25 protein-coding genes are annotated in these 24948 nt (G+C 75.3%); 10 read left to right on the top strand and 15 right to left on the bottom strand.

Annotated features, from left to right (window positions below; all coding sequences use genetic code 11):
• Positions 1-41: 41 nt before the first annotated feature.
• Positions 42-995 (top strand): GGDEF domain-containing protein, encoded by a 954-nt coding sequence (locus ACWPWW_RS03790; RefSeq protein ID WP_454049013.1) that lies wholly within the window; start codon positions 42-44, stop codon positions 993-995.
• Position 996: 1 nt separating this feature from the next.
• On the opposite strand, the gene ACWPWW_RS03785 is transcribed toward ACWPWW_RS03790, so the two are convergent.
• The 6 genes from ACWPWW_RS03785 to ACWPWW_RS03760 all read right to left on the bottom strand — a co-directional run bounded on the left by ACWPWW_RS03785 (position 997) and on the right by ACWPWW_RS03760 (position 6763).
• Positions 997-1803: an ABC transporter permease gene (locus ACWPWW_RS03785; RefSeq protein WP_454049012.1), complete on the bottom strand. Its 807-nt coding sequence runs from the start codon at positions 1801-1803 to the stop codon at positions 997-999.
• Positions 1803-2777, bottom strand: coding sequence for an ATP-binding cassette domain-containing protein (locus ACWPWW_RS03780; protein WP_454049011.1), 975 nt, complete (start codon positions 2775-2777; stop codon positions 1803-1805). The genes ACWPWW_RS03785 and ACWPWW_RS03780 overlap by 1 nt, the downstream gene beginning before the upstream one ends.
• 146 nt (positions 2778-2923) lie before the next feature.
• On the bottom strand, positions 2924-3802 hold the full coding sequence (locus tag ACWPWW_RS03775; RefSeq protein WP_454049010.1) for an EamA family transporter: 879 nt from the start codon (positions 3800-3802) through the stop codon (positions 2924-2926).
• 209 nt (positions 3803-4011) lie between these two features.
• The gene (locus ACWPWW_RS03770) at positions 4012-4950 is read right to left on the bottom strand and encodes a COX15/CtaA family protein (protein WP_454049009.1); all 939 of its coding nucleotides are present in this window, start codon (positions 4948-4950) and stop codon (positions 4012-4014) included.
• Positions 4951-5036: 86 nt separating this feature from the next.
• A complete protein-coding gene (locus tag ACWPWW_RS03765; protein WP_454049008.1) occupies positions 5037-5816 on the bottom strand; it encodes an ABC transporter permease in 780 nt (259 codons plus the stop codon).
• Complete coding sequence (locus ACWPWW_RS03760) at positions 5813-6763, bottom strand: ABC transporter ATP-binding protein (protein ID WP_454049007.1); 951 nt, start codon at positions 6761-6763, stop codon at positions 5813-5815. The genes ACWPWW_RS03765 and ACWPWW_RS03760 overlap by 4 nt, the downstream gene beginning before the upstream one ends.
• A gap of 154 nt (positions 6764-6917) precedes the next feature.
• Here ACWPWW_RS03760 and ACWPWW_RS03755 point away from each other — a divergent pair, with 154 nt between their 5' ends.
• The 8 genes from ACWPWW_RS03755 to ACWPWW_RS03720 all read left to right on the top strand — a co-directional run bounded on the left by ACWPWW_RS03755 (position 6918) and on the right by ACWPWW_RS03720 (position 14020).
• Positions 6918-7700 carry a helix-turn-helix transcriptional regulator gene (locus ACWPWW_RS03755; RefSeq protein ID WP_454049006.1) on the top strand — a complete coding sequence of 261 codons (783 nt, stop codon included), beginning with the start codon at positions 6918-6920 and terminating at the stop codon, positions 7698-7700.
• A gap of 59 nt (positions 7701-7759) precedes the next feature.
• The gene (gene sufB, locus ACWPWW_RS03750) at positions 7760-9205 is read left to right on the top strand and encodes a Fe-S cluster assembly protein SufB (protein WP_454049005.1); all 1446 of its coding nucleotides are present in this window, start codon (positions 7760-7762) and stop codon (positions 9203-9205) included.
• Positions 9205-10563: a Fe-S cluster assembly protein SufD gene (gene sufD / locus ACWPWW_RS03745; RefSeq protein WP_454049004.1), complete on the top strand. Its 1359-nt coding sequence runs from the start codon at positions 9205-9207 to the stop codon at positions 10561-10563. Before sufB ends, sufD begins: the two co-directional genes overlap by 1 nt.
• On the top strand, positions 10560-10892 hold the full coding sequence (locus ACWPWW_RS03740; protein WP_454049003.1) for a non-heme iron oxygenase ferredoxin subunit: 333 nt from the start codon (positions 10560-10562) through the stop codon (positions 10890-10892). The genes sufD and ACWPWW_RS03740 overlap by 4 nt, the downstream gene beginning before the upstream one ends.
• A gap of 21 nt (positions 10893-10913) precedes the next feature.
• Positions 10914-11678 carry a Fe-S cluster assembly ATPase SufC gene (sufC, locus tag ACWPWW_RS03735; protein ID WP_454049002.1) on the top strand — a complete coding sequence of 255 codons (765 nt, stop codon included), beginning with the start codon at positions 10914-10916 and terminating at the stop codon, positions 11676-11678.
• Between the two features lie 101 nt (positions 11679-11779).
• Positions 11780-13105 carry a SufS family cysteine desulfurase gene (locus ACWPWW_RS03730; RefSeq protein ID WP_454049001.1) on the top strand — a complete coding sequence of 442 codons (1326 nt, stop codon included), beginning with the start codon at positions 11780-11782 and terminating at the stop codon, positions 13103-13105.
• Positions 13106-13133: 28 nt separating this feature from the next.
• On the top strand, positions 13134-13652 hold the full coding sequence (sufU, locus tag ACWPWW_RS03725) for a Fe-S cluster assembly sulfur transfer protein SufU (RefSeq protein ID WP_454049000.1): 519 nt from the start codon (positions 13134-13136) through the stop codon (positions 13650-13652).
• Positions 13649-14020 (top strand): metal-sulfur cluster assembly factor, encoded by a 372-nt coding sequence (locus ACWPWW_RS03720; protein WP_454048999.1) that lies wholly within the window; start codon positions 13649-13651, stop codon positions 14018-14020. The genes sufU and ACWPWW_RS03720 overlap by 4 nt, the downstream gene beginning before the upstream one ends.
• 211 nt (positions 14021-14231) lie before the next feature.
• On the opposite strand, the gene ypfJ is transcribed toward ACWPWW_RS03720, so the two are convergent.
• Genes ypfJ through ACWPWW_RS03700 form a run of 4 tightly spaced genes read right to left on the bottom strand, consistent with a single transcriptional unit; the run spans position 14232 to position 17053 of the window.
• Entirely contained in the window at positions 14232-15137 is a 906-nt protein-coding gene (ypfJ, locus tag ACWPWW_RS03715; RefSeq protein WP_454048998.1) for a KPN_02809 family neutral zinc metallopeptidase, read from the bottom strand.
• Positions 15138-15189: 52 nt separating this feature from the next.
• Entirely contained in the window at positions 15190-15792 is a 603-nt protein-coding gene (locus tag ACWPWW_RS03710; protein WP_454048997.1) for a CbiQ family ECF transporter T component, read from the bottom strand.
• Positions 15789-16517, bottom strand: a complete 729-nt coding sequence (locus ACWPWW_RS03705; protein ID WP_454048996.1) for an energy-coupling factor ABC transporter ATP-binding protein — start codon at positions 16515-16517, stop codon at positions 15789-15791. The genes ACWPWW_RS03710 and ACWPWW_RS03705 overlap by 4 nt, the downstream gene beginning before the upstream one ends.
• The gene (locus tag ACWPWW_RS03700) at positions 16514-17053 is read right to left on the bottom strand and encodes a biotin transporter BioY (protein ID WP_454048995.1); all 540 of its coding nucleotides are present in this window, start codon (positions 17051-17053) and stop codon (positions 16514-16516) included. Before ACWPWW_RS03700 ends, ACWPWW_RS03705 begins: the two co-directional genes overlap by 4 nt.
• Positions 17054-17407: 354 nt before the next feature.
• Here ACWPWW_RS03700 and ACWPWW_RS03695 point away from each other — a divergent pair, with 354 nt between their 5' ends.
• On the top strand, positions 17408-19006 hold the full coding sequence (locus tag ACWPWW_RS03695; RefSeq protein WP_454048994.1) for an ABC-F family ATP-binding cassette domain-containing protein: 1599 nt from the start codon (positions 17408-17410) through the stop codon (positions 19004-19006).
• An 18-nt stretch (positions 19007-19024) separates the two neighbouring features.
• Here ACWPWW_RS03695 and ACWPWW_RS03690 read toward each other — a convergent pair whose 3' ends face one another.
• From ACWPWW_RS03690 to ACWPWW_RS03670, 5 genes are read right to left on the bottom strand one after another with little or no spacing between them, the layout of a single operon-like run.
• Positions 19025-19870, bottom strand: coding sequence for an alpha/beta fold hydrolase (locus ACWPWW_RS03690; RefSeq protein WP_454048993.1), 846 nt, complete (start codon positions 19868-19870; stop codon positions 19025-19027).
• Positions 19870-21396, bottom strand: a complete 1527-nt coding sequence (locus tag ACWPWW_RS03685; RefSeq protein ID WP_454048992.1) for an amidohydrolase — start codon at positions 21394-21396, stop codon at positions 19870-19872. The genes ACWPWW_RS03690 and ACWPWW_RS03685 overlap by 1 nt, the downstream gene beginning before the upstream one ends.
• A complete protein-coding gene (locus ACWPWW_RS03680) occupies positions 21393-22181 on the bottom strand; it encodes an ABC transporter ATP-binding protein (RefSeq protein ID WP_454048991.1) in 789 nt (262 codons plus the stop codon). The genes ACWPWW_RS03685 and ACWPWW_RS03680 overlap by 4 nt, the downstream gene beginning before the upstream one ends.
• A complete protein-coding gene (locus ACWPWW_RS03675) occupies positions 22178-23920 on the bottom strand; it encodes a dipeptide/oligopeptide/nickel ABC transporter permease/ATP-binding protein (protein WP_454048990.1) in 1743 nt (580 codons plus the stop codon). Before ACWPWW_RS03675 ends, ACWPWW_RS03680 begins: the two co-directional genes overlap by 4 nt.
• A gap of 1 nt (position 23921) precedes the next feature.
• Positions 23922-24947, bottom strand: coding sequence for an ABC transporter permease (locus ACWPWW_RS03670; protein WP_454048989.1), 1026 nt, complete (start codon positions 24945-24947; stop codon positions 23922-23924).
• Position 24948 lies beyond the last annotated feature (1 nt).

The raw sequence follows: 24948 nt of genomic DNA, 5'->3' as shown, positions 1-24948 counted from the left end.
GGACCGCTCACAGCCCGCACCCTGCTGCCGATCAGGCGGGCGTGCGCGAGCGTCCCGGGTCCGGCGGGACCCCGTCGCGCCTGTTCCTCGCGGCGACCCACACGGCGGGCGCGCTCGCGCTGTGCGCCGTGCTCTGCCTGGTGAGCGCCGTCTGGCCGCCCTCGCGGCTCGCGCTGGTCGAGTTCTGGTACGCCGGGTCTGCCGCGTTGGCGCTGCTGGCGGTGGCCGTCCTCGTCCTGCGGCACCGTCCGTGGGCCCCGCTGGCGGCGGTCGTGGCGGCGGTCGTGGTCGGCGGCGTGCTCGTCGCCAGCTGCCAGACTCTCGCCGGGGTCGTGACGACCGGCCTCGGGCTGGTCGTGGCAGGCCAGGCGGCGGCGCTGCTGGGTGAGCCGCGCACCGTGCGCCGCGTGCTGGTGCTCGTCGTGGTGACCCTCGGGGCGGCGATGCTGGCCTCGCCCGTGCCGTTCTGGCCGCCGACCTGGCTGGTGCTGTCGGCGACGACGGTGGTGATGAGCGCGCTCGTGACCTACCTGGTGGCCCGGCTGCGGCTGCTCGCGACGACCGACGACCTGACGGGGGCGCTGACCCGGGCCGCCTTCGACGAGCGCGCCGGGCTCCTGCTGCACGACGCCGCGCGCCGGGGCCGGCCCGCCAGCGTGGTGTGCCTGGACGTCGACGACTTCAAGTCCGTGAACGACACCCTCGGGCACGCCGCGGGGGACGCGGTGCTCGTTCGTCTGGTCGCCACGTGGCGGGAGCAGCTCGAGGGCGACGACCTGATCGGCCGGATCGGCGGCGACGAGTTCGCGATCGTGCTCGCCGGGCGGGACCAGGCGGCGGCCGAGGACTGGGCGGGCGCCGCGTCGCAGCGGTGGACCGGGGGCGACCCGACCTGGAGCCACGGCGTGGCCCAGGCAGCGGCGGGCGAGCCCGTCGGCGTCGCGCTGGCCCGGGCCGACGACGCGATGTACGCCCGCAAGGGCGGCAGGGCCTGACTCAGCGGCTCGTCGACACCCGGTACTGCGCGTTGGCCAGCGGGACGAAGACGACGAGGAACAACGCCGACCAGATCAGCGTGTAGACCTCCGGGTTCTGCAGCGGCCACGCGGTCGGCTCGGGCACCCCGGGCGGGATGTTGCCGAACAGCTCCCGCGCCGCCTGCGTCACCGCGGACACGGGGTTCCACTCGGCGAAGGTCTGCAGCGGCGCGGGCAGGGTCTCGAGCGGCACGAAGGTGTTCGCGACGAACGTCAGGGGGAAGATCACGATGAACGACGCGTTGTTGACCACCTCGGGACTCGGGACCAGCATGCCGATCCACGCCATGATCCAGCTGATCGCGTAGGCGAAGACGAGCAGCAGGGCGAAGCCGGCCAGCGCGTCGAGGGCCGACGAGCGGATCCGCCAGCCCACCACCAGGCCGGTCAGCCCCATGACGATCAGGACGATGACGTTGTTGACCACGTCGGAGAACGTGCGGCCGGTCAGCACCGCGGACGGGGCCATCGGCAGCGACCGGAACCGGTCCAGGATGCCCTTCTTCAGGTCCTCCGCCAGCGCCGCCCCGGTGACGGTCGCCCCGAAGATCACGGTCTGCGCGAAGATCCCGGCGATGAGGAACTCCCGGTACGCCTGACCGCCGCCCTCCTGGTCGATCGCGCCGCCGAAGACGTAGGAGAACAGCAGCACGAACATGATGGGGGACAGCGTGGTGAAGACCAGCAGGTCGGGCACCCGCTTGATCTTGATGATGTTCCGCTTGGCGACGACCGCCGCGTCGCCGATCACGTGCGGGACGGCCATCAGGCACCTGCCTTCGGGTCGGGGCTGCCGTCGGACTCGGTGGCCTTGCCGGTCAGGGCGAGGAAGACGTCGTCGAGGGTCGGCCGGCGCAGGCCGACGTCCTCCAGGCGGACCTGCCGCTCGTCGAGCAGGCGCAGCGCCTCGCTCAGCACCTCGGGGCCGCCGGACACCGGCATGACGAACGAGCGCCGGCCGCCGTCGAGCGCGGGCTTCCCGACGCCGAGGGGCGCCAGCAGCTCGCCGACGTGGTCCAGGAACGCGACGTCGGCCACCGTGAGCTCGAGCCGCTCCCCGCCGACCTGGCGCTTGAGCTGGTCGGCGGTGCCCTGCGCGATGATCCGCCCGTGGTCGATGACCACGATCTCGTCCGCGAGCACGTCGGCCTCCTCCAGGTACTGCGTGGTGAGCAGGACGGTGGTGCCGCCGGCGACCAGCGTCTGGATGACCTCCCACATCTCCGTGCGGCCGCGGGGGTCGAGGCCGGTGGTCGGCTCGTCCAGGAAGATCACCGGCGGGTCGGCCACCAGCGCACCCGCGAGGTCGAGCCGGCGCCGCATGCCGCCGGAGTAGGTGCGGGTGGGCCGGTCTGCGGCGTCCTCCAGGCGGAACGCGGCGAGCAGCTCGCGTGCCCGCTCCCGGGACCGGCGGGCGCCCAGGTGGTAGAGGCGGCCGATCATGTCGAGGTTCTCGAACCCCGACAGGTACTCGTCGACCGCGGCGTACTGCCCGGACAGGCCGATCCGGCGCCGGACCTCGGCGGGGCGGGTCGCGACGTCGACGCCCATGACCGTCGCCGTGCCCGCGTCGGCGCGCAGCAGCGTGGACAGGACCCGGACGATGGTGGTCTTGCCGGCCCCGTTGGGGCCGAGCAGACCGAGCACGGTGCCGGTCGGCACCATGAGGTCGACGCCGTCCAGGGCGGTGACGCCCTTGTAGCGCTTGACGAGCCCGCGGGCCTCGATCGCGTGTGCCATGCCGTCGAGACTAGATGTGACGTAAGACACACCAGAAGGGGAGGGGGCGGGTCGATCCGCTCCAGGCCGCCTGACCTGCAGCCCCGCGGCGGGATCCGTCCGCCGAGCACAGCACGGCGGACGGACCCCGGCGACGGCGTGACCGGTCAGTCCGGCAGCAGCACCGGTGCGGGCCGGCGTCCGGCCGACCACACGGCGCCCGCGCCGGCCAGCACGACCAGCGCGATCCCGCCGAGCGCGGCTGCCGGCAGCCGGTCGCCCAGCAGGACCGCGCCGACGACCGCGCCCATCGCCGGGTCGACCGCGAACAGCGTGCCGACCACCCGCGTGCCGGCCAGGCGGACGGCCTGGAGGTCGAGCGAGAACGCCAGCGCCACACCGAGCACGCCGGACAGGACGAGCACCGGCAGCTGCGTGGCGGTCACCTCGGGCGCCTGCGCCACCTGGGCCGGCGACAGCAGTACGGCGCCCACCGCGACCGACAGCGCGAGGTCGCCCAGCCCGCTCGACCCGGCGCCGACCCGCCCGGCCAGCGCGGTGTAGCCGCCGAAGGCCGCGGCCGCGCCGAGCCCGAGCAGCACGCCCACCGGGTCCACACCACCGTCGGGCCGGCCCACGACGAGCAGCACGCCGACCAGCGCGAGCGCCGGCAGCAGCCGGGTGCGGCCCGCCGAGGCGACCGCGGCGACAGCGAGCGGGCCGCAGAACTCCAGCGTGACCGCCACCCCGAGCGGGAGGCGGTCGAGCGCCGCGTAGAACAGGACGTTCATGGCGGCCATGGCGACGCCGTACAGGACGACCGCCGCCCAGGCGCCGCGGGTTCGGCCGCGCAGCCGCGGCCGGGTGAGCAGGAGCAGGACGAGCGCCGCAGCGGACATGCGGTAGCCGGACACCGCCAGCGTGCCGAGCGGCTGGAACGCGGCGGTCGCCAGCGCGGCCGAGAGCTGCACGGCGGCGGAGCCCGCCAGCACGAGGGCAGCGGCGGACAGGGCGCGCGGGCGCGCGCCGAGGGGGAACGAGAGCATGAGGGGTCCTCGAGGGGACGACCCGCCGACGACGCGGCGGGGTGACGGTCAGGGTGCCTGCGTGGCACGCCGACCCGTGGTGGGTGCGGCGGCCTGCGTCAGGCCCCGGGCCCCCGGCGCGGGGCGCAGCCCCGGTTGCTCATCGGATCCATGCGGTGGAGCGTACGTGCTGGCGGCGGGCCGGCCGGGCGGCGTCCGGATCGCGACCCTCAGGCCCGGGTGCGGAACGTCAGCAGGTACCGCGTCGTCCCGGCGGCGAGCAGCCCGGCGCCGAGCATGTGCAGCAGCACCAGGAGGATCGGCAGGTCGGTCGCGACCTGCACGTAGCCGATCACGCCCTGCAGGGCGACCAGCCCCACCATGACCCAGCCCCGGCGGCGCAGCACGGACGGCCCGCGGCGGTTCAGCCAGATCAGCAGGGCGAGGGCGGCGACGAACAGCCACACGGCCGCGGCGTGCACCTTGGCCATCAGGTACGGGTCGACGGCGAACCGGTAGCCGACCTCCTCGTCGCCCGAGTGCGGGCCGGCGCCGGTGGTGATCACCCCGAGCGCGAGCACGACGGCGAGCAGCACGCCAAGCACCGGGGCCAGGCGGCGCGCGGCCGGCCCGACGACGGGGATGCGGGGACCGTCGCCCTCGCGGTGCACCAGGAGCGTCGAGGTGACGACCAGCAGCATCGACACCAGGAAGTGCAGGCTGACCCAGCCCGGGTGCAGGTGCAGCAGCACGATGACCCCGCCGATGACGGCCTGCGCCGCGACGCCCACGAGCGGGGCGATGCCGAGCCAGCGGTACGAGCGGCTCCGGTCGCGGGCGGACCACACGAGGACCGCGAGGGCGAGGGCGATGACGCCGAGCACGCCGGTCAGCGTGCGGTTCCCGAACTCGACGAACTGGTGGTACGTCGTCTCCGCGTGGAACGCGGCGGTGAACTGGCCCGGCTCGCACTCCGGCCAGGTGGAGCAGCCGAGGCCCGACCCGGTGAGCCGCACCGCGCCGCCGGTGACGACGATCCCGATCTGCGCGACCAGGTTCGCCACCAGCACGGGGTGGGTGAGCCGCTCGCGCCACGCCGCGGACCGGGACCGGCCGGACGGCCCGGACGGAGCGGGGGAGGCGGGGGCGGCGGCGACGTCGGAGCTCACGGGTTCCAGCCTACGGTCCGGTCGTGACGCCTCGTGCCCGCGCGCACGAGGCCTTGGTCACGCGCCGCGGGCCCGCGTGCGGGCGGTCAGGAGGACCAGCGGAACCAGCGGCGCACGCACCAGCCGAGCGCGAGCGTCCACGCCGCCAGCGCGGCCAGGTGCGCCGCGGGGAACGCGCCGTCCAGCAGCGCGCCCCGCAGCGCCTCGCCGAGCGCACCCGGCGGCAGCCACTCGGCGACGGACGCCCACCAGCCGGGCAGGTCGTCGACGGGCAGCACGACCCCGCCGACGACCGCGAGCACCACGAGCAGCAGGTTCGCGACGGCCAGCACCGCCTCGGCGCGCAGCGTCCCGGCGAGCAGCAGCGCCAGCGCGGTGAACGCCGCGACCCCGAGCAGCAGCGCGAGCACCGCGGCCGGGACGCCCGCCGGGTCGGGTCGCCAGCCGAGCGCCAGCCCGACGGCGCTCACGACCACGACCTGCAGCGCGGCGACGGCCAGCACCGCGACCGCCTTCCCGGCCAGCAGCCCGCCGCGGCCGAGCGGCGTCGTGGCCAGGAGCCGCAGGACGCCGTTGCGCCGGTCGAAGGCGGTGGCGATGGCCTGCGACGCCATCGACCCGGCCATCACGGCGAGTCCCAGCACCCCGGGCGTCACGACGTCGATCCGCGCGTCGTCGCCGGTGCCGATGTCCAGGAACGACCCGCGGCCCAGCGCGACGAGCGCGACCACGGGGATGATCAGCGTGACGAGCAGCTGCTCGCCGTTGCGGAGCACGGCCAGGGTCTCGAACCGCGCCTGGGCGAGCACGCGGCGCGCCGCCGGCGCCGCACGCCCGGCGCCGGCGGTGGTGGCGGGGCCGGTCATCGCAGGTTCCGTCCGGTCAGGTCGAGGAACACGTCCTCCAGGGTGCGCCGGCCGACGTCGAGCCCGGCCAGCAGCACGTCGCGGTCGGCGCACCAGCCGGCCAGCGCGGCGACGAGCCCGGGCGTGGCGGCGGCGTCGACCGCGTAGGTACCGGGTCCGGACTCCCGCACGGCCGTGGGCGCCGGCGCGCCCGCCGGCGTCAGCGCGCGGCCGAGGTCGGCCAGGGGCAGCCCGGGGGGTGCGCGGAACGTCAGCGTCGAGCCGTCGGCGCCCGCGAGCAGCCCGGGCACCGTGCCGTGCGCGATGACGCGCCCGTGGTCGACGACGGCGACCTCGTCGGCGAGGGCCTCGGCCTCGTCCATCAGGTGGGTGGTGAGGAGCACGGCGACGCCGTCGGCGCGCAGCTCGGACACCAGCGACCACACCGCGCGCCGCGCCTGCGGGTCCATCCCGGCGGACGGCTCGTCGAGGAACACGACGTCGGGCCGGCCGACCACGGCGGTGGCCAGCGCCAGCCGCTGCCGCTGCCCGCCCGACAGCCGGCGGACGGTCGTGCGGGCGACCGGCGTCAGGCCCAGCCGCTCGGCCAGCGCGTCGACGTCCAGCGGCCGGGCGTACATGGCGGCGACGTGCCGCAGCACCCCGAGCGCGGGCACGCCGGTCGGCAGGCCGGCGTCCTGCAGCATCACGCCGACGCGGGGGCGCAGGGCGCGGGCGTCGGCGACGGGGTCGAGCCCGAGGACGCGCACGGATCCGCCGTCCGGGGTGCGCAGCCCCTCGCAGCACTCCACGGTGGTGGTCTTGCCGGCGCCGTTCGGGCCGAGCACGGCGGTCACCCGTCCGGGCGACGCGTGCAGGTCGAGCCCGTCGACGACGGCGCGGCCGTCGTACCGCTTGACGAGCCCGCGGACCTCGACGGCCGGCGGGGACGAGGTCTGGCCGAGCACCCCGTGAGTGTAGGGGCCGCGCCGGCGGGTGAGGCGAACCTTGCTTGCCAGGACTTATTTCGGCAACAAGGATGTTGCCGATATCGGACCCGGAGAACGCGGGCCCAGGGGCAGGCTGCCCGCGACCGACGCCACGCGAACCGGAGGTGTGTGCATGAGCCCGACCACGCCGGTGCCCGCGACCGCCGGAACGCTCCCGGACCTGGCTCCGGCCGTGCGCGGCGCCGAGGCCGAGTCCGAGGCCGGAACCCGCCGGCGCGTGCTGGACCTGATCGCCGCCGACGGCCCCGTGACGGCCGCCGAGCTCGCCGCCGACCTGGTGCTGACCGCCGCAGCGATCCGGCGGCACCTGTCGGTCCTGGAGGCCGAGCACCAGATCGTCGTGCACGACGGCGGCGTCCCCGGCCCGGCCCGCCGCGGCCGGCCCGCGAAGCACTACGTCGTCACGCCCGCCGGCCAGGCCGCGCTGAGCCAGCAGTACTCCGAGCTCGCGTCGCAGGCCCTGCGGTTCGTCGCCGAGATCGGCGGCGCCGACGCGGTGCGCAGCTTCGCCGAGAAGCGGGTGCGCGACCTCGAGGTCCGGCACGCCGACGCGCTCGCCGAGGCCGGCGACGACCCGGCCCGCCGCGCCCAGGTGCTGGCGGACGGTCTGGCGATCGACGGGTTCGCGGCCACCGCGCGGCCCGTCCCCGGCGGCCACGCGGTCCAGCTGTGCCAGGGCCACTGCCCGGTGCAGGACGTCGCCCGCGAGTTCCCCGAGCTGTGCGAGGCCGAGGCGCACGCCTTCTCCCGCATGCTGGGCGTGCACGTGCAGCGGCGCGCGCCGCCGGCCCGCGGCGGCCACGTCTGCACGACCAACATCCCGATCACCCCCGTGCGCCGCGCCACCACCGGCGAGCGCGCCCCCGCACCGCCCGACGGGCCCGCCCCGGCGTGACCCGCTCCCCGACCATGACGAGCCCCCCCGACCCCGTGCTCCTGCGGAAGGACGAAGAGATGACGACGACGGACCCCGGCCGCCCGGCCGCCGAGCCGATGAGCCAGGACGAGGCCATCGCCTCGATCGGCACCTACGGCTACGGCTGGCACGACACCGACGACGCGGGCGCCCTGGCGCAGCGCGGCCTGTCGGAGGACGTCGTGCGCAACATCTCGGCGCTCAAGAACGAGCCCGAGTGGATGCTGAAGACCCGCCTCAAGGCGCTGCGCCTGTTCGACAAGAAGCCCATGCCCTGGTGGGGCGCGGACCTGTCGGGCATCGACTTCGACAACATCAAGTACTTCGTGCGGTCCACGGAAAAGCAGGCGACCACCTGGGACGACCTGCCCGAGGACATCAAGGAGACCTACGACCGCCTGGGCATCCCGGAGGCCGAGAAGCAGCGGCTCGTCGGCGGCGTCGCCGCGCAGTACGAGTCCGAGGTCGTCTACCACCAGATCCAGGAGGACCTGGAGGCGCAGGGCGTCATCTTCGTCGACACCGACACGGGTCTGCGCGAGTACCCGGAGCTGTTCGAGCAGTACTTCGGCTCGGTCATCCCCCCGGGCGACAACAAGTTCGCGTCGCTCAACACCGCCGTGTGGTCGGGCGGCTCGTTCGTCTACGTGCCGCCGGGCGTGCACGTCGAGATCCCGCTGCAGGCCTACTTCCGGATCAACACCGAGAACATGGGCCAGTTCGAGCGGACGCTGATCATCGCGGACGAGGGCTCGTACGTGCACTACGTCGAGGGCTGCACGGCCCCGATCTACCAGTCCGACTCCCTGCACTCCGCGGTCGTCGAGATCATCGTGAAGAAGAACGCCCGCGTGCGGTACACGACGATCCAGAACTGGTCGAACAACGTCTACAACCTCGTGACCAAGCGGGCGACCGCGGCCGAGGGTGCGACGATGGAGTGGGTCGACGGCAACATCGGCTCCAAGGTCACCATGAAGTACCCGGCGATCTACCTGCTGGGCGAGCACGCCCGCGGCGAGACGCTGTCGATCGCCTTCGCGGGCGAGGGCCAGCACCAGGACGCCGGCTGCAAGATGGTGCACGCCGCGCCGCACACGTCCTCGTCGATCGTGTCGAAGTCGGTCGCCCGCGGCGGCGGTCGCACGTCCTACCGCGGCCTGGTCCAGGTGCTCGAGGGCGCCAGCCACTCCGCGTCGAACGTGCTCTGCGACGCCCTGCTGGTCGACCAGATCTCGCGCTCGGACACCTACCCGTACGTCGACGTCCGCGAGGACGACGTGTCGATGGGTCACGAGGCGACGGTCTCCCGCGTCAGCGAGGACCAGCTGTTCTACCTGATGTCCCGCGGCATGACCGAGACGGAGGCCATGGCGATGATCGTGCGCGGGTTCGTGGAGCCCATCGCGCGGGAGCTGCCCATGGAGTACGCCCTCGAGCTGAACCGCCTGATCGAGCTGCAGATGGAAGGGGCCGTCGGCTGATGTCGACCACCACACCGACCGAGTCCGGCGCGTCCGCCGGTCTCTCCACCGACCACTCCCGCGCGACGGCCGACGGGGCGCACAGCCACGGCGTCGGCGGCGTCCCGCAGTCGTCCCGCGCGGCCCGTGCCACCTCGTTCGAGGTCGCGGACTTCCCGGTGCCGACCGGGCGCGAGGAGGAGTGGCGGTTCTCGCCCGTCGACCGCATCGCCCCGCTGTTCGCCCCGGAGACCGGACGGCTCACCGGCCACGGCGTCCTCACCACGGTCGTGAACGCGCCCGAGGTCGAGGTCGAGATCGTCGACCGCGACGACAGCCGGCTGGGCACGGCGGGCCGGCCGGGCGACCGCGCCGCCGCCGTGGCGTGGGCGTCGTTCCCGCGGGCGACCGTCGTCACCGTCCCCGCCGAGGCCGTCGCGTCGACGGTCACCTCGGTGCGGGTCGAGGGCGTCGAGGGCCAGCTCGAGGCCACCGGCAGCCACCTGCTGGTGCACGCCAAGCCGATGTCGCAGGCGACGGTCGTCGTCGACCACGTCGGGTCGGCGCTGCTGACCGAGACCGTCGAGGTCGTGGCCGAGGACGGTGCGCACCTGACCGTCGTCTCCGTGCACGACTGGGACGCGGGCACGGTGCACACCGCCGCGCACCGCGTGAAGCTCGGCCGGGACGCCACGGTCAAGCACATCGTCGTCACGCTCGGCGGCGACGTCGTGCGCGTCACGCCCGACGCGGAGTTCGCGGGCGAGGGCGGCTCGGTCGAGATGCTCGGCGTGTACTACGCCGACGCCGGCCAGCACCAGGAGCAGCGGCTGTTCGTCGACCACGCCGTCGCCAACTGCAAGTCGCGCGTCGCCTACAAGGGCGCGCTGCAGGGCGAGGGCGCGCACACCGTGTGGGTCGGCGACGTGCTGATCCGCGCGGCGGCCGAGGGCACCGACACCTACGAGCTCAACCGGAACCTGGTCCTCACCGACGGGGCGCGCGCGGACTCCGTGCCGAACCTGGAGATCGAGACCGGGCTGATCGAGGGCGCGGGCCACGCCAGCGCCACCGGCCGGTTCGACGACGAGCAGCTGTTCTACCTGCGCGCCCGCGGCATCCCGGAGACGGACGCCCGGCGCCTGGTGGTGCGCGGCTTCTTCGCCGAGCTGATCAACCAGATCGGCGTGCCGGAGATCGAGGAGCGCCTGATCGACGCGATCGAGCGCGAGCTCGCGCAGTCGATGTCGGAGTTCGCCGACGCGGCGGCCGTCGTCACCGGCGGCGACCTGGCGAGCGACATCACGCCCGAGACGGACGGCGCGCGCGCCATCCTGAACGAGCCGGCCTCGGTCACCGCGCAGGACGAGCGCGCATGACCGCACAGCTCGCCTGCATGACCTCCGACGTCCCCGAGGCCGGCACCCTGCGTGTCGAGCTCGAGGGGCCGTCGGGTGTCGTCGAGGTCGCGGTCGTCCGCGACGAGGACGGCGCGCTGCACGCCATCAGCGACATCTGCTCGCACGGCGCCGTGTCGCTGTCCGACGGCGAGGTCGAGGGCTGCACCGTGGAGTGCTGGCTGCACGGGTCGCGCTTCGACCTGCGCACCGGTGAGCCGCTGGGCCCCCCGGCCGTCCGCCCCGTGCCCGTCTACCCCCTGACCGTCGACGGCGAGCGCGTGCTCGTCGACGTCGACGGCGCTGCCTGAAGCCTCGAGGAGAACGAACGCATGTCCACTCTGGAGATCCGCGACCTGCACGTCAGCGTCGAGACCAAGGAGGGCCCCAAGCCGATCCTCCGTGGCGTCGACCTGACGATCAACAGCAACGAGACCCACGCCATCATGGGCCCGAACGGCTCCGGCAAGTCCACGCTGGCCTACTCGCTGGCGGGGCACCCGAAGTACCAGATCACCTCGGGCACCGTCACGCTCGACGGCGAGGACGTCCTCGCGATGTCCGTCGACGAGCGTGCCCGCGCCGGCCTGTTCCTGGCCATGCAGTACCCCGTCGAGGTGCCGGGCGTGTCGGTGTCGAACTTCCTGCGCACCGCGAAGACCGCGATCGACGGCGAGGCGCCGCCGCTGCGCAGCTGGATCAAGGACGTCACCGTCGCCATGGACAAGCTGCGGATGGACTCCGCGTTCGCCGAGCGCTCGGTGAACGAGGGCTTCTCCGGCGGTGAGAAGAAGCGCCACGAGATCCTGCAGATGGAGCTCCTCAAGCCGCGGTTCGCGATCCTCGACGAGACCGACTCCGGCCTGGACGTCGACGCGCTGCGCATCGTGTCCGAGGGCGTCAACCGCGTGAAGGAGTCGACCGAGGTCGGCGTCCTGCTGATCACGCACTACACGCGCATCCTGCGCTACATCAAGCCGGACTTCGTGCACGTGTTCGTCGACGGGCGCGTGGCCGAGGAGGGCGGGCCCGAGCTCGCCGAGCGGCTCGAGAACGAGGGCTACGACCGGTTCCTGACCTCGGGCGCGAGCGCCTGACGGTCGAGGACCGCCCCGGGCCCGGGGCGGCGGCAGCGTCGCCGCCCCGGGCCCGACACCCTCCGGCGCAGGCCGGACCGCACGACCGACAGGACGACGAGATGACCGAGACGCTGGACCGGGCCGAGGGCGCGCCGACCGCCCCCGCGACGCTGGGTGCCGCCGAGCTGGCCGCGGTGCGGGCGGACTTCCCGCTGCTGCAGCGCACGGTGCGCGACGGCCGGCCGCTCGTCTACCTGGACTCCGGTGCGACCTCGCAGAAGCCCGAGGTCGTCCTCGACGCCGAGCAGGACTTCTACACGCAGCGGAACGCGGCCGTGCACCGCGGCGCGCACCAGCTCGCCGAGGAGGCCACCGAGGCCTTCGAGACGGCCCGCACCCAGGTCGCGTCGTTCGTGGGCGTCGCCGACGACGAGCTGGTCTGGACGTCGAACGCGACCGCCGCGCTCAACCTCGTCGCCTACGCGATGTCCAACGCCACGCTGGGCCGCGGGGGAGCGGCCGCGCGCCGGTTCGCCCTGGCCCCCGGCGACGAGATCGTCGTCACCGAGGCCGAGCACCACGCGAACCTGGTGCCGTGGCAGGAGCTCGCCGCCCGCACGGGCGCGACGCTGCGCTGGCTGGGCGTCGACGACTCCGGCCGGATCCGCACCGACGAGCTCGCCGGCGTGGTCACCGACCGCACGCGGGTGCTCGCGTTCACGCACGCCTCCAACGTCACCGGCGCCGTCACCGACGTCGCGCCCTTCGTCGCCCGCGCCCGCGAGGTGGGTGCGCTGACCGTGCTCGACGCCTGCCAGAGCGTGCCGCACCTGCCCGTGGACCTCGCGGCCCTCGGGGTCGACTTCGCGGCGTTCTCCGGGCACAAGATGCTCGGCCCCACCGGCGTCGGGGCGCTGTACGGCCGCCGCGAGCTGCTCGAGGCCATGCCCCCGGTCACGACCGGCGGGTCGATGGTCGAGGTCGTCACCATGGAGACCACGACCTACGCGCCGCCGCCGCGCCGGTTCGAGGCCGGCACGCAGATGGTGTCCCAGGCCGTGGGCATGGGCGCCGCGGCGACCTACCTCGCGGAGCTCGGCATGGACGCGGTCGCCGCGCACGAGCGGCACCTGGCCGGGCTGCTGCTCGACGCCGTCGCCTCGGTGCCGGGCGTCCGGGTGCTCGGCCCGACCGAGAACGTCGACCGGCTCGCCACCGTGTCCTTCGTGGTGGACGGCGTGCACGCGCACGACGTCGGCCAGGTGCTGGACGACGCCGGGGTCGCCGTGCGGGTCGGCCACCACTGCGCGCAGCCGCTGCACCGCCGGTTCGGCGTGGCGGCGACCGCCCGTGCGTCGGCGGCCGTCTACACGACGGACGAGGAGATCGCGGTGTTCCGGGAAGCACTGGCGGGGGTCCGGACGTTCTTCGGACTGGAAGACTGAGCGGACGCATGCACGAGGACGGACACCGATGAGCACCGGCTCCATGGAGCAGCTGTACCAGCAGCTGATCCTCGACCACGCCAAGCACCCCGCGCACCGCGGGGCGCAGGAGGCGTACGACGTCGAGGTGCACCACGTGAACCCCACCTGCGGGGACGAGGTCACGCTGCGCGTGCGCCTCGAGCCGGGGGAGTCGGGCGCGCCGGTGATCGGCGAGCTCACCTGGTCGGGCCAGGGCTGCTCCATCTCCCAGGCCTCGGCCTCGGTGATGTCGCAGGCCGTGTCCGGGGCGAGCGTCGAGGGCGCCCTGGCGCTCTCGGACGACTTCCGCGAGCTGATGGACTCCCGCGGGGTGCTCCCCGCGAAGTTCGAGGACGACCGGCTGGACGACGCCCTCGAGGACGCCGTGGCGTTCGTCGGCGTGGCCCGTTACCCGGCGCGCATCAAGTGCGCGCTGCTCGGGTGGGCGGCGATGAAGGACGCCGTGGCGCAGGCCACGGCGCAGCAGAGCACGACCCAGCAGACGACCCACGAGGAGGGGCGATGAGCGACACGACCGTGTCCGACCAGCCGGCGGACGGTGCCGGGGGCACGCCCAGCACGGCGCCCGCCAACGTCGCGGACATCGAGGAGGCGCTGCGGGACGTCATCGACCCGGAGCTCGGCATCAACGTCGTCGATCTCGGCCTCGTCTACGGCATCGCCGTGGACCAGGGCCGGAACGTCACCATCGACATGACGCTGACCTCGGCCGCGTGCCCGCTGACGGACGTCATCGAGGACCAGGCCGGCTCGTCGCTCGAGGGCCTGGTCGACTCGTTCCGGATCAACTGGGTCTGGATGCCGCCGTGGGGCCCGGAGAAGATCACCGACGACGGCCGCGCCATGATGCGCGCCCTCGGCTTCAACATCTGACGAGCCCCGTCGCCCGCCCCGCCCTCGCCCGCGCCGGCCCGCCCTCGTCCGGACGGCCGCCGAGGTAGTGCGTTCCCGCCGAGGTAGTGCGCGATGGCGCACTACCTCGGCGTTCTCGCACTACCTCGGCGCACGATCGGGTGGGGGGCGGGGGCGGGGGCGAGGGCGGGGCGGGGCCGGGGCGGGGCGCGGGTGGGGTGAGTGGGGTGGGTCAGAGGGTCGGGGCGGCGAAGGTGTCGCAGGCGGCCAGGGTGCCCTGCTCGTAGCCGGTGGTGAACCAGCGCTGGCGCTGCTCGCTGGACCCGTGCGTCCAGGTGTCCGGGTCGACGCCGCCGGAGGTCTGCTGCTGGATGTGGTCGTCGCCGACCGCGGCGGCGGCGGAGAGGGCGTCCGCGAGCTGCTGGCTGCTGATCGGCTCCAGGAACGTCACCCCGGTGTCGGGGTCGACGGTCGTGGCGGCGTCGCCCGCCCACAGGCCGGCGTAGCAGTCGGCCTGCAGCTCGACGCGGACCGAGTCGGAGTCGTCGCCCGTCCCGGACCGGTCCGCGCGGTCGAAGACCCCGGTCAGCTGCTGGACGTGGTGCCCGTACTCGTGCGCGACGACGTACATCTCGGCGAGCGGGCCGTCCTCGGCGCCGTACTGCGACGAGAGCAGGTCGTAGAAGGTCAGGTCCAGGTAGATCGTGCGGTCGGGCGGGCAGTAGAACGGGCCGGTCGCGGCCGAGGCGGCGCCGCAGCCGGTGTCGGTCGCGGACTGGAACTCGACGACGCCCGGCGGCACGTCGCCCGCGGGGACGTCGAGCCCGGCGGCGGGCAGCGCCCGCGCCCAGTACGCGTCGAGGGCCTGCACCGTGGCGGAGAGGCGGCACTCGCGCTCGGCGTTGGCCTGCTCGGCGGAGCACTCGCCGATGGTGCCGACCTGCTCGCCGGCGGTGCCACCGCCGTCCCCGGTGCCGCCGGAGAGCAGCTGCGCCGGGTTGCCGCCGAGCAGCGTCACCACGACCACCAGCACCAGCGTGCCGAGGCCGCCGCCGACGGCGATGCCCCGGCCCCGCCCGCCACCGCGGCGGGACGTCACGCGCCCGCCCTCGAACCGGCCACCGTCCTGGAACGTCATGCGGGGAACGTAGCTCCGCGTGCGGCGGCCCGCCCGTCGAGGCCGCGGGCGGTCAGTCGACGATCCCGCGCGCCGCCAGGGCCTCGCCCAGGTCCCGGGCCCGGCCGACGACGCGCAGCACCGCCGGCGTCAGCCACACCCGCGGGTCGCGTTCCAGCCCCCGGGCGCGGGCGGCGTCGCGGACCTCGTGCACGGTGCGCGCGATCTCGGGCACCGTGCGGAGCACGAGCGCCACCGCGAGGGCGACGAGGTCCGGCGGGACGCCGACGTGCCGCAGCGGGCGCGCTGCCCGGGCCAGGGCGTCGAGCAGCCGGTCCGCGGGCGTCGTGGTGGTGACGACCGCGGCGGCGACGACCAGCGTGAGCAGGTCCGCGACGACCTCGAACGCGGGTGCCCAGCCGCGCGCCCACGCCTGGTAGGCGCCGGCCAGGACCGCCGTGGCCAGCACCGGCAGCAGGCCGCGCAGCGTCGGACGGGGTGGCAGGGCGGCGACCACGGCGGCCCCGAGCGCGACGAGCAGCAGCCCGAGCGAGGCCGGCACGCCGCGGGTGGCGACGACCGCGACGCCGAGCAGGGCGAGGGCCGCGAGCTTGGCCCCGACGGGCGCCCGGTCCAGCGGGGTCCGCGCGGTGCGGTGCGCGCCGAGCAGCGTCACGCGCGATCGTCCGCGGGTGCGGCCATCAGCGCCCGGTAGGCGTCGAGCGCGGGGCCGGGCGCGCCGTCGTGCACCACCCGGCCGCCGTCAACGACGAGCACCCGGTCCGCGCGGGCGGCGGCATCGAGGTCGTGGGTCACCTGGACCACCTGCTGCGGCAGACCGGCCAGCAGGGCGTCGACGACCCGCCGCCAGCGCAGGTCCAGCAGGGTGGTCGGCTCGTCGCAGACCAGCACCGCGGGCTCGGTCGCCAGCACGGCGGCGAGGGCGAGCAGCTGGCGCTGGCCGCCGGACAGCGCCCGGACCGGCAGGTCGGCGCGCTCCGCGAGCCCGACGCGCGCCAGGGCCTCCCGGGCGCGCGCGTCCCGCTCGCGGGCCGGCACGCCGAGCCGGCGCAGGGAGAGCGCGACGTCCTCGACCGGCGTCGGCATCACGACCTGCGCGTCGGGGTCCGTGAACAGGAACCCGACCCGGCGCCGGACCGCGGCGCCGTCGCGTGCGGTGTCGAGGCCGTCGACCCGGACGGTGCCCGCCGACGGCAGCGTCAGCCCGTTCAGCAGCCGGGCGAAGGTCGACTTGCCCGACCCGTTGGCCCCGACGACCGCGACCCGCTGCTCGCCGAGGGTGCAGGTGACCGGGCCGAGCAGCGTGACCACCCGCTCCGCGCCGCGGTGGGGAGCGCCGGGCGCGTAGGCGGTGACGACCGCGGCGTCGAGCTCGATCACCGGCCGCGCAGCAGGTCGGGGAACGCGCGCAGGGCCGCCGCCGCCACGACCGCGGCCAGCACGTTCTTGATCACGTCGCCCGGCAGGAACACCGCGCCGGCGGCGACCGCCTCGGACGCGGACAGACCCAGCCGCCAGCCCATGACGGCGATGCCGAGCGGGTGCACCGTCAGCAGCGTCGCCGCGGCCGCGGCCCCGAACAGGGCGGGCACCCGCCACCGCGGGACGGTCCGCCGGGCGAGCAGGCCCAGCCCGCCGGCGACCGCGGCGGCGAGCGGGAACGCGAGCAGGTAGCCCGCCGACGGCCCCGCCAGCACACCGACGCCGCCGACCGCGCCCGAGAACACCGGCACGCCCGCGAGCCCCACCGCGACGTAGAGCAGCAGCGCGAGGAACCCGCGCCGCGGGCCGAGCACCAGGCCGGTCAGCACCACGCCGAACGTCTGCAGCGTGATCGGCACGGCGCCGCCCGTCGGGATCGCCGGCAGCACGGCGCACACGGCGACGAAGGCGGCGAACGTGGCGACCAGGGCCACGTCGGTGGCGACGGAGGTACGGGCGACGGGGACCGGCAGGCCCGGCGAGGCGGGGGCGGCGACGTCGTCGTGGGGGAGGCGGGCTGCGCGGGCAGGTCGGGCATGGCGGTCACGCTAGCCGCCGGGGACCCGGCGGTGACCCGCCGACCCGACCAACGCCGTCCCCGCGCCGCTGGAGGATTCCGCACCCGGGTAGCGCACGGCCGGGGTGGGATCCGCCACGTGCGGGAATTCCGGTCGGGGACCGGGCGCTGGGCCTCGTAGACTGGTCGGCGTTTGTGCCGGGCCGGCGACGGGGCGCGCGGCAGTCAGCCATTCCGCGTGCGTGCACGGCAGAGGGACGAGGGAACACCAGTGATCACAGCCCAGGGCGTCGAGCTGCGCGTGGGAGCGCGCGTGCTCCTCTCGGCGGCGACCTTCCGCGTGGCACCGGGGGACCGGATCGGCCTGGTCGGGCGCAACGGCGCGGGGAAGACCACGCTGACCAAGACGCTCGCGGGGGAGAGCCAGCCCAGCGGCGGGCAGATCTCCCGGAGCGACGACGTCGGCTACCTGCCGCAGGACCCGCGGTCCGGCGACCTGTCGACGCTCGCGATGCACCGGGTGCTGTCGGCCCGCGGCCTGGACGAGGTCGTGGCGGCCATGCGCGAGACCGAGCAGGCGATGGCGTCGGCCGACGACGAGACCCGCGAGGCGGCGATGGAGCGGTACTCGCGGCTCGAGGCCCGGTTCACCGCGGGCGGCGGGTACGCCGCCGAGAGCGAGGCGCACCGGATCACGTCGAACCTGGGCCTGGACGACCGCGTCCTCGGCCAGCCCCTCGGCACCCTGTCCGGCGGCCAGCGCCGCCGCGTCGAGCTCGCCCGGATCCTGTTCTCCGGCTCGGGCACCCTGCTGCTCGACGAGCCGACCAACCACCTCGACGCCGACTCGATCTCCTGGCTGCGCGACTACCTCAAGGTGTACCCGGGCGGCTTCATCGTGATCAGCCACGACGTCGAGCTGCTGCGCGCGACCGTGAACAAGGTGTTCCACCTGGACGCCAACCGCGGCGAGCTCGACCAGTACAACCTGGGCTGGGACGCGTACGTGCAGCAGCGCGAGACGGACGAGAAGAGCCGCCGGCGCGAGCGCGCGAACGCCGAGAAGAAGGCGTCCGTGCTGCTGGCCCAGGCCGACAAGATGCGTGCGAAGGCCACGAAGGCCGTCGCCGCGCAGAACATGGCGCGCCGCGCCGAGCGGATGCTCGCGGGCCTCGACGAGGTCCGCGCGTCCGACAAGGTCGCCAGGCTGCGGTTCCCCGAGCCCGCGCCCTGCGGCAAGACCCCGCTCACCGCGGCGGACCTGTCGAAGTCCTACGGGTCGCAGGAGGTGTTCGCGGGCGTCGACCTGGCGATCGACCGCGGCTCGCGCGTGGTCGTGCTCGGGCTGAACGGCGCCGGCAAGACGACGCTGCTGCGGATGCTCGCCGGCCTGCAGGAGTCCGACACCGGCGAGGTCCGCGCGGGGCACGGCCTCAAGCTCGGGTACTACGCCCAGGAGCACGAGACGCTCGACATGGACCGCACGGTGGTGGAGAACCTGCGCTCGTCCGCGCCGGACCTCACCGACACCCAGGTCCGGTCGGTGCTCGGCTCGTTCCTGTTCTCGGGCGACGACGCGGACAAGCCGGCGGGCGTGCTCTCCGGCGGCGAGAAGACCCGCCTGGCGCTCGCGGCGCTCGTGGTGTCGTCCGCCAACGTGCTGCTGCTCGACGAGCCCACCAACAACCTGGACCCGGCCAGCCGCGAGGAGATCCTGGCCGCGCTGCGCGGGTACACCGGCGCCGTCGTCCTGGTCAGCCACGACGAGGGCGCGGTCGAGGCGCTGCAGCCCGAGCGCGTCGTGCTGCTGCCCGACGGCGACGAGGACCTGTGGAACCCCGCCTACCTGGACCTGGTCACCCTGGCCTGACCCGCGCCGGGCCGGCGGTCAGGGACGCGCGCGGCGGGCGTTGTCGGCGATGACCCGGGCGTAGAACGGCCAGAGCTCCTGCTCGATGCGGTGCCCCATGCCCTCGACGACGTGCAGCTCGGCGCCGGGGATCGCGGCGGCCGTCAGCTCCGCCGCGAGCGGCCGGAGGGTCGCGTCCGCCGACCCGTGCACGACCGTGGTCGGGACCCGCACCCCGCGGAGGCGGTCCAGCCGGTCGTCCGCCCGCAGCAGCGCCGACCAGTGCCGCCAGAAGCCGTTGGGCTCGTAGCCCCGGGCCAGCTGGTGCTCGGCGTGGGCGCGCTCGGCCTCCTCGTCGAACCGGAACGCCGGGGCGTGCATCGCCCGCTGGGTGCCGACGAACTGCTCGACGGCCTCGGTGACCGTCAGCCGGGGCTGGGGCACCAGGTCGCCGGCCGCGGGCTGCGGGCCGACCAGGTACGCCGGGTCGGTCCCCGGGATCGTGCCGAGCAGCGCCAGGCTGCGGACGCGGCCGGGGTGGCTCAGCACCAGGTACTGGCCCATGATCCCGCCCATCGAGTGCCCCGCGAGGTGCGCCGAGCCCAGCCCGAGGGCGTCCAGGACGCGCAGCACGTCGAGCGCCATCTCCTGCACGCTGTAGCCGCCGTCCACGGCGTCCTCCGCGCCGAACCGCTGGGACAGCCCGGTGTCCCGGTGGTCGAACCGGACGACGCGGAACCCCTCGGCGACCAGCAGGTCGCAGAACCCGTCCCGCCACTCGATCAGCTGGGTCCCGCCGCCGCCGACGAGCACGAGCGGCTCGCCGTCGGCAGGGCCCGTGACCTCGTAGTGGATCCGCACGTCGTCCACGGTCGTGACGGGCATCAGGCCGCTCCTTCCCGGTCGTCGTCCAGCGCGTCGTCGAGCGCGTTCCAGGTCCACCGGCCGGCCACGGCGGTGGCCGCCACCGGCATGGCGCGCAGCACCTCGGGGGCCGCGGTCAGCGGGTCCGCGTCCAGGACGACGAGGTCGGCGAGGTCACCGGCGCCCACGCGGAGCGGGCCGCGCACGGACGCCGCCAGCGCCACGTCCAGCGGCAGCTGCTGCTCGGGGTGCCACGGCGGCTGCTCGTCCCGGGTGCGCCGGACCGCGGCGGCGACGGCGTGCCAGGGGTCCAGGGGGGACACCGGCGCGTCGGAGCCGAGGCGCAGCGGCACCCCGGCGGCGTGCAGCGAGCCGTACGCGAACGCCCGGTCGGTGCGCCCCGGCCAGTACCGGTCCGCGACGTCGCGGTCGTCGACGGCGTGCTCGGGCTGCACGCTCGCGACGAGCCCGAGGCGGGCGAACCGCGCGACGTCGGCGCGGGTCACCAGCTGGGCGTGCTCGATGGTCCCCGGGTGCTCGAGCGGCCCGAGCCGCTCGAACGCGTCGAGCACCCGCGCGGCGGCCCGGTCGCCGATCGCGTGCACCGTCGCCCGGATGCCGTGGGCGGTCGCGGTGGCGAGCAGCCCGTCCAGCTCCTCCGGCGCGACGGCCGGGAGCCCGCACGGGTGCGGGTGGTCGGCGGCCAGGCCGGGGTAGGGGTCCCAGCACCACGCGGTCCGGGTGTTGAGCGACCCGTCGACCACGACCTTCAGCGGGCCCATGGTCACCAGCCCCGTCGGGTCGAGCACGTCGCCGGACCGCAGCCCGCGCGCGACGACCTGGTCGAGCCGGTCCGGCCAGACGGAGGCCTCGACGCGCAGCGCGTCCACGCCCGCGGCCACCCGGCGGGGCCAGTCGGTCGCGTTGTCGGCGTTCTCCAGCTCGACGACGCCGACCACCCCGCGCCGCGCCGCCGCCAGCGCCGCCTCCCGGTAGGCCGCGTCGGCGGGCCGGGTGAACCCGTCCAGCACGTCCAGGGCGGCGATCCACGGTCCCTCGCGCAGCATCCCGTCCGGACCCCGCTGCACGCCGAGCAGCGCCGCGGCCGCCGCGCTCAGCCACCCGCAGTGCAGGTCCAGGCTGATCAGCACGACGGGCCGGCCGGCGGCCACCTGGTCGAGCGCCGCGCGCGTGGGGACGTCCGGCCACAGCGCGTCGCGGAACCCGTAGCCGACCAGCAGCTCGCCCGGCCACGTCGGCGACGCCGCGCGCACCAGGTCCAGGGTCGCGGCCCCGCTCGTCGCCGGGGTGAGGTCCAGGCGCTCGCGGCGGACGACCCACTGGGTCAGGTGCACGTGCGCGTCCCACAGGCCGGGCATCAGGGTCCGGCCGGCCAGGTCCACGACGGCGGCACCACCCGGCGACGGCGACGACCCACCCGGCGCGACCCGCGCCACGCGGCCGCCCGCGACCAGCACGTCGGACGTCCCCGACGCGCCGAGCAGGCGGGCGTGCCGGAGCAGCGTGGTCGGGCCGGTGGCGGTCATGCGTCCTCCAGGTCGAAGGGGCGGCCCATCACGGGGACCGCCCGCAGCAGCTCGCGGGTGTAGGGGTCGGCGGGGTGGGCCAGCACCGCCTCGGTGGCGCCGTGCTCGACCACCCGGCCGCCGCGCAGCACGGTGACCTCGTCGCTGACGTACCGGACCACCGCGAGGTTGTGGGAGATGAACAGCACCGTCAGGTCGAGCTCGCGCTGCAGCTCGCGCAGCAGGTTCAGCACCACGCCCTGCACGGACACGTCGAGCGCGGAGGTGATCTCGTCGGCCACCAGGACCGCGGGCTCGGCGGCCAGCGCGCGGGCGATGGTGAGCCGCTGCCGCTGGCCGCCGGAGAACGCCGCGGGCAGCTCGCCGGCGCGCGCCGGGTCGATCTGCACGCGGGCGAGCAGGTCGCGCACCCGCGCCTCCCGGTCCGCGCGCGGCAGCCGCCGGCCGGTGGCCAGCAGCCCCTCGGCGACGGACGCGCCGACGGGCACGCGCGGGTCCAGGGCGCTCATCGGGTCCTGGAACACCATCTGCACCCGCTTGCGGGTGCGCCGGGCGTAGCGCGACGGGCCGGTGACGTCGACACCGCCGAGCAGGATCTGGCCGGCGCTGGTGGGGGCCAGGCCGACGGCCGCGCGGGCCAACGTGGACTTGCCGGAGCCGGACTCGCCCACCAGGCCGTGCGTGGTGCCGGCGCGGACGGTCAGGTCCACCTGGTCCACCGCCACCTGGGCGCGGCTGCCGTGGCCGTACGCGACGGTGACCCGCCGGAACTCGAGCTCGGTCACGCGGGCACCTCCACCGGGGTCGTGGCGGACGGCGCCGCCTCGGGCTCCACCACCGGCAGCGGCCGCGTCCGGTCGGTCGTCATGTCGGGCACGCACGCGATCAGGCCGCGGGTGTACGGGTGCCGGGCCTCGGCCCAGCGCCGCGGGTCGAGCTCCTCGACGACCCGCCCCGACCGCATGACGACCACGCGGTCGCAGAACCCGCTGACCAGCGCGATGTCGTGCGAGATGAGCAGGATGGCCGCGCCGGTGCTGCGCTGCGCCTCGCGGAGCGTGCGGAGCACCTGCCGCTGGACCGTGACGTCCAGGGCGGTCGTCGGCTCGTCGGCGATGATCAGCCGCGGCGTCACCATCAGCCCGGTGGCGATCATCACCCGCTGGCGCATGCCGCCCGACAGCTCGTGCGGGAGCTGGCGCAGGCGGCGCGCCGGCTCCGGGACGCGCACGCGCTCGAGGGCGGCCAGGGCGCGCCGCTGCGCCTCGTCGCGGCCGGTCCGGGCGTGGGTCTCGGCGACCTCCCGCAGCTGGCGCCCGATGGTCAGCGCCGGGTTGAGCGAGCTCAGCGGGTCCTGGAACACCATCGTCTGCTCCCGGCCGAGCCGGGTCCGCTCGGCGGGCGACGGCGGTCGCGTCATGTCGATGCCGCGGAACGTCAGCCGGTCGGCCTCGACCCGCGCGTCGGAGCCGAGCAGGCCGGCGACGGCCATCGCGGTGACGGACTTGCCGGACCCGGACTCGCCGACCAGGCCGACGACCTCGCCCGGCGCGACGTGCAGGTCGACGCCGTGGACCCGCTCGACGACCGTGCCGTCCTCGCCGGCGAACGCGACGCGCAGCCCGGCGACGTCGACCACCGGGACGTCGTCGGGGACGGCCGGGGCAGGTCCGGACGCGGCGCGCGGGGGCCGCACGGCACGCCCGCGCCGGCGGCGCCCGCCCTCGCTCAGCACCTCGCCGAGCAGCGCCAGCAGCACGCCGGTCAGCACGATCGCCAGCCCGGGGCCGATGGCGGCCATCGGGTCGACGTAGATGCGCCGGGCGCCCTCGTTGAGCAGCCGGCCCCAGTCGTACCCGGGTGCCTGGACGCCGAGCCCGAGGAACGACAGGGCGGCGAACGACAGCAGCGTCACCGACGCGTGCGCCGCGGTGTTGACCAGCAGCGGCGGCAGCACGTTGGGCAGCACGTGCCGGCGCGCGGTCCGCAGGGGGCCGGAGCCGAGCATCCGCGCCGCGTGCACGTAGTCGTGCGCGGCGACCGACGACGCCAGCGTGCTGACCAGCCGGGCGAACACCGGCACGCCCGCGAACCCGACCGCGAGCATCGCACCGGTCGCGGTGGTGCCCCAGATGACGGAGAAGAACAGCGCCAGCAGCAGCCACGGGAACGACAGCAGGATGTCGATCAGGGCGTTCACGGCCCGCCGGACGGGCGGGGGGAGCACCGCGGCCACGACGCCGGCCACCGCGCCGCCCACGACCGACAGGGCCGTCGCGCCGAGCGCCAGCAGCACCGACAGCCGGGTGGCGACGACGACCCGGGCGAGCAGGTCGCGGCCCAGGTCGTCGGTGCCGAACGGGTGCGCCAGGCTCGCGCCCTGCTGCCGGGCGCCGATGTCCCGCGCGTCCGCGGCGTCGCCGAGCAGCACGGGGCCGAGCACGGTGGCGAGCACGAGCAGCAGCAGGCCGAGGGCGACGGCCGCGCCACGGGGCGTCGCCAGGGTCCGGGCAAGGGGTCGCACGTCAGGCCTCCGCGATCGTCGAACGGGGGTCGAGCGTGGCGAGCGCCAGGTCGACCAGGAGGTTCGCCGCCAGCACCAGGACGGCGTAGACCAGCACGAGGCCCTGGATCAGCGGGTAGTCCTTCGCGCTGATCGAGGACACGATCGTCGAGCCGATGCCGGGGACGACGAACACCGTCTCCACCAGCACCGTGCCGGCGACCAGGCCGACCAGGACGACCCCGCCGGCGGTCAGGGCGGCGCCGACGATGTTCGGCAGCGCGTGCCGCAGGTAGAGCACCCGCGCCGGCAGCCGCTTGCTGCGGGCCGTGGTCAGGTACGGCTCGTCGAGCACCCGGAGCATCTCCACGTGCACGATCCGGGCCAGGTAGGCGAGCGGGCCCGCGGCCAGGGCGGCCACCGGGAGCACCACGTGCTGCGGCGTGCCCCACCCGGCCGGCGGCAGCACCCCGAGCGAGACGCCGAACCAGGAGACGAGCAGCACCGCCAGCAGGAAGCCGGGCACCGCGACCAGCACGCCGAGGACGGCCGACACCGCCAGGTCCAGCGTCCGGTGCCGGCCGCCGCGGGCGGACACCGCGGTCGCCACCCCCACGGGGAAGGCCCCGACCGCCGCGACCACGAACGACAGCCCGGCCAGGACCAGGGTCGCCGGCAGCCGCTCGCCGAGGATCGTCACGACGGGTCGCTGCGAGGTCACCGACGTCCCGAGGTCGCCGGTGAGCAGGCCGCCGACGTACGACCGGAGCTGCTCGCCGAGCGGCCGGTCCAGGCCGAGCTGCAGGCGCAGCGCCTCCACGGTCTCCGGGGAGACCGTGGGGCCCAGCGCGGCGCGGACCGGGTCGCCCGGCACCAGGTGCACCAGGAAGAACGACGCGAGCAGGACGATCACCAGCGAGACCAGCGCGCGGGCCAGCCGCGCCAGGACGAAGGCGAGCCGCGGGTGGTCGGCGAGCAGCCGGGGACGGTCCCCCCGGACCGCGGGGAGGGGCGGGGTGGCGACGGCGGTGACCGGGGGGATCGTCATG

The sequence above is a fragment of the Cellulomonas sp. Marseille-Q8402 genome (assembly GCF_965119525.1).
The sequence above is the reverse complement of the archived record's forward strand: the minus strand, read 5'-3'. Positions and strand labels throughout refer to the sequence as shown.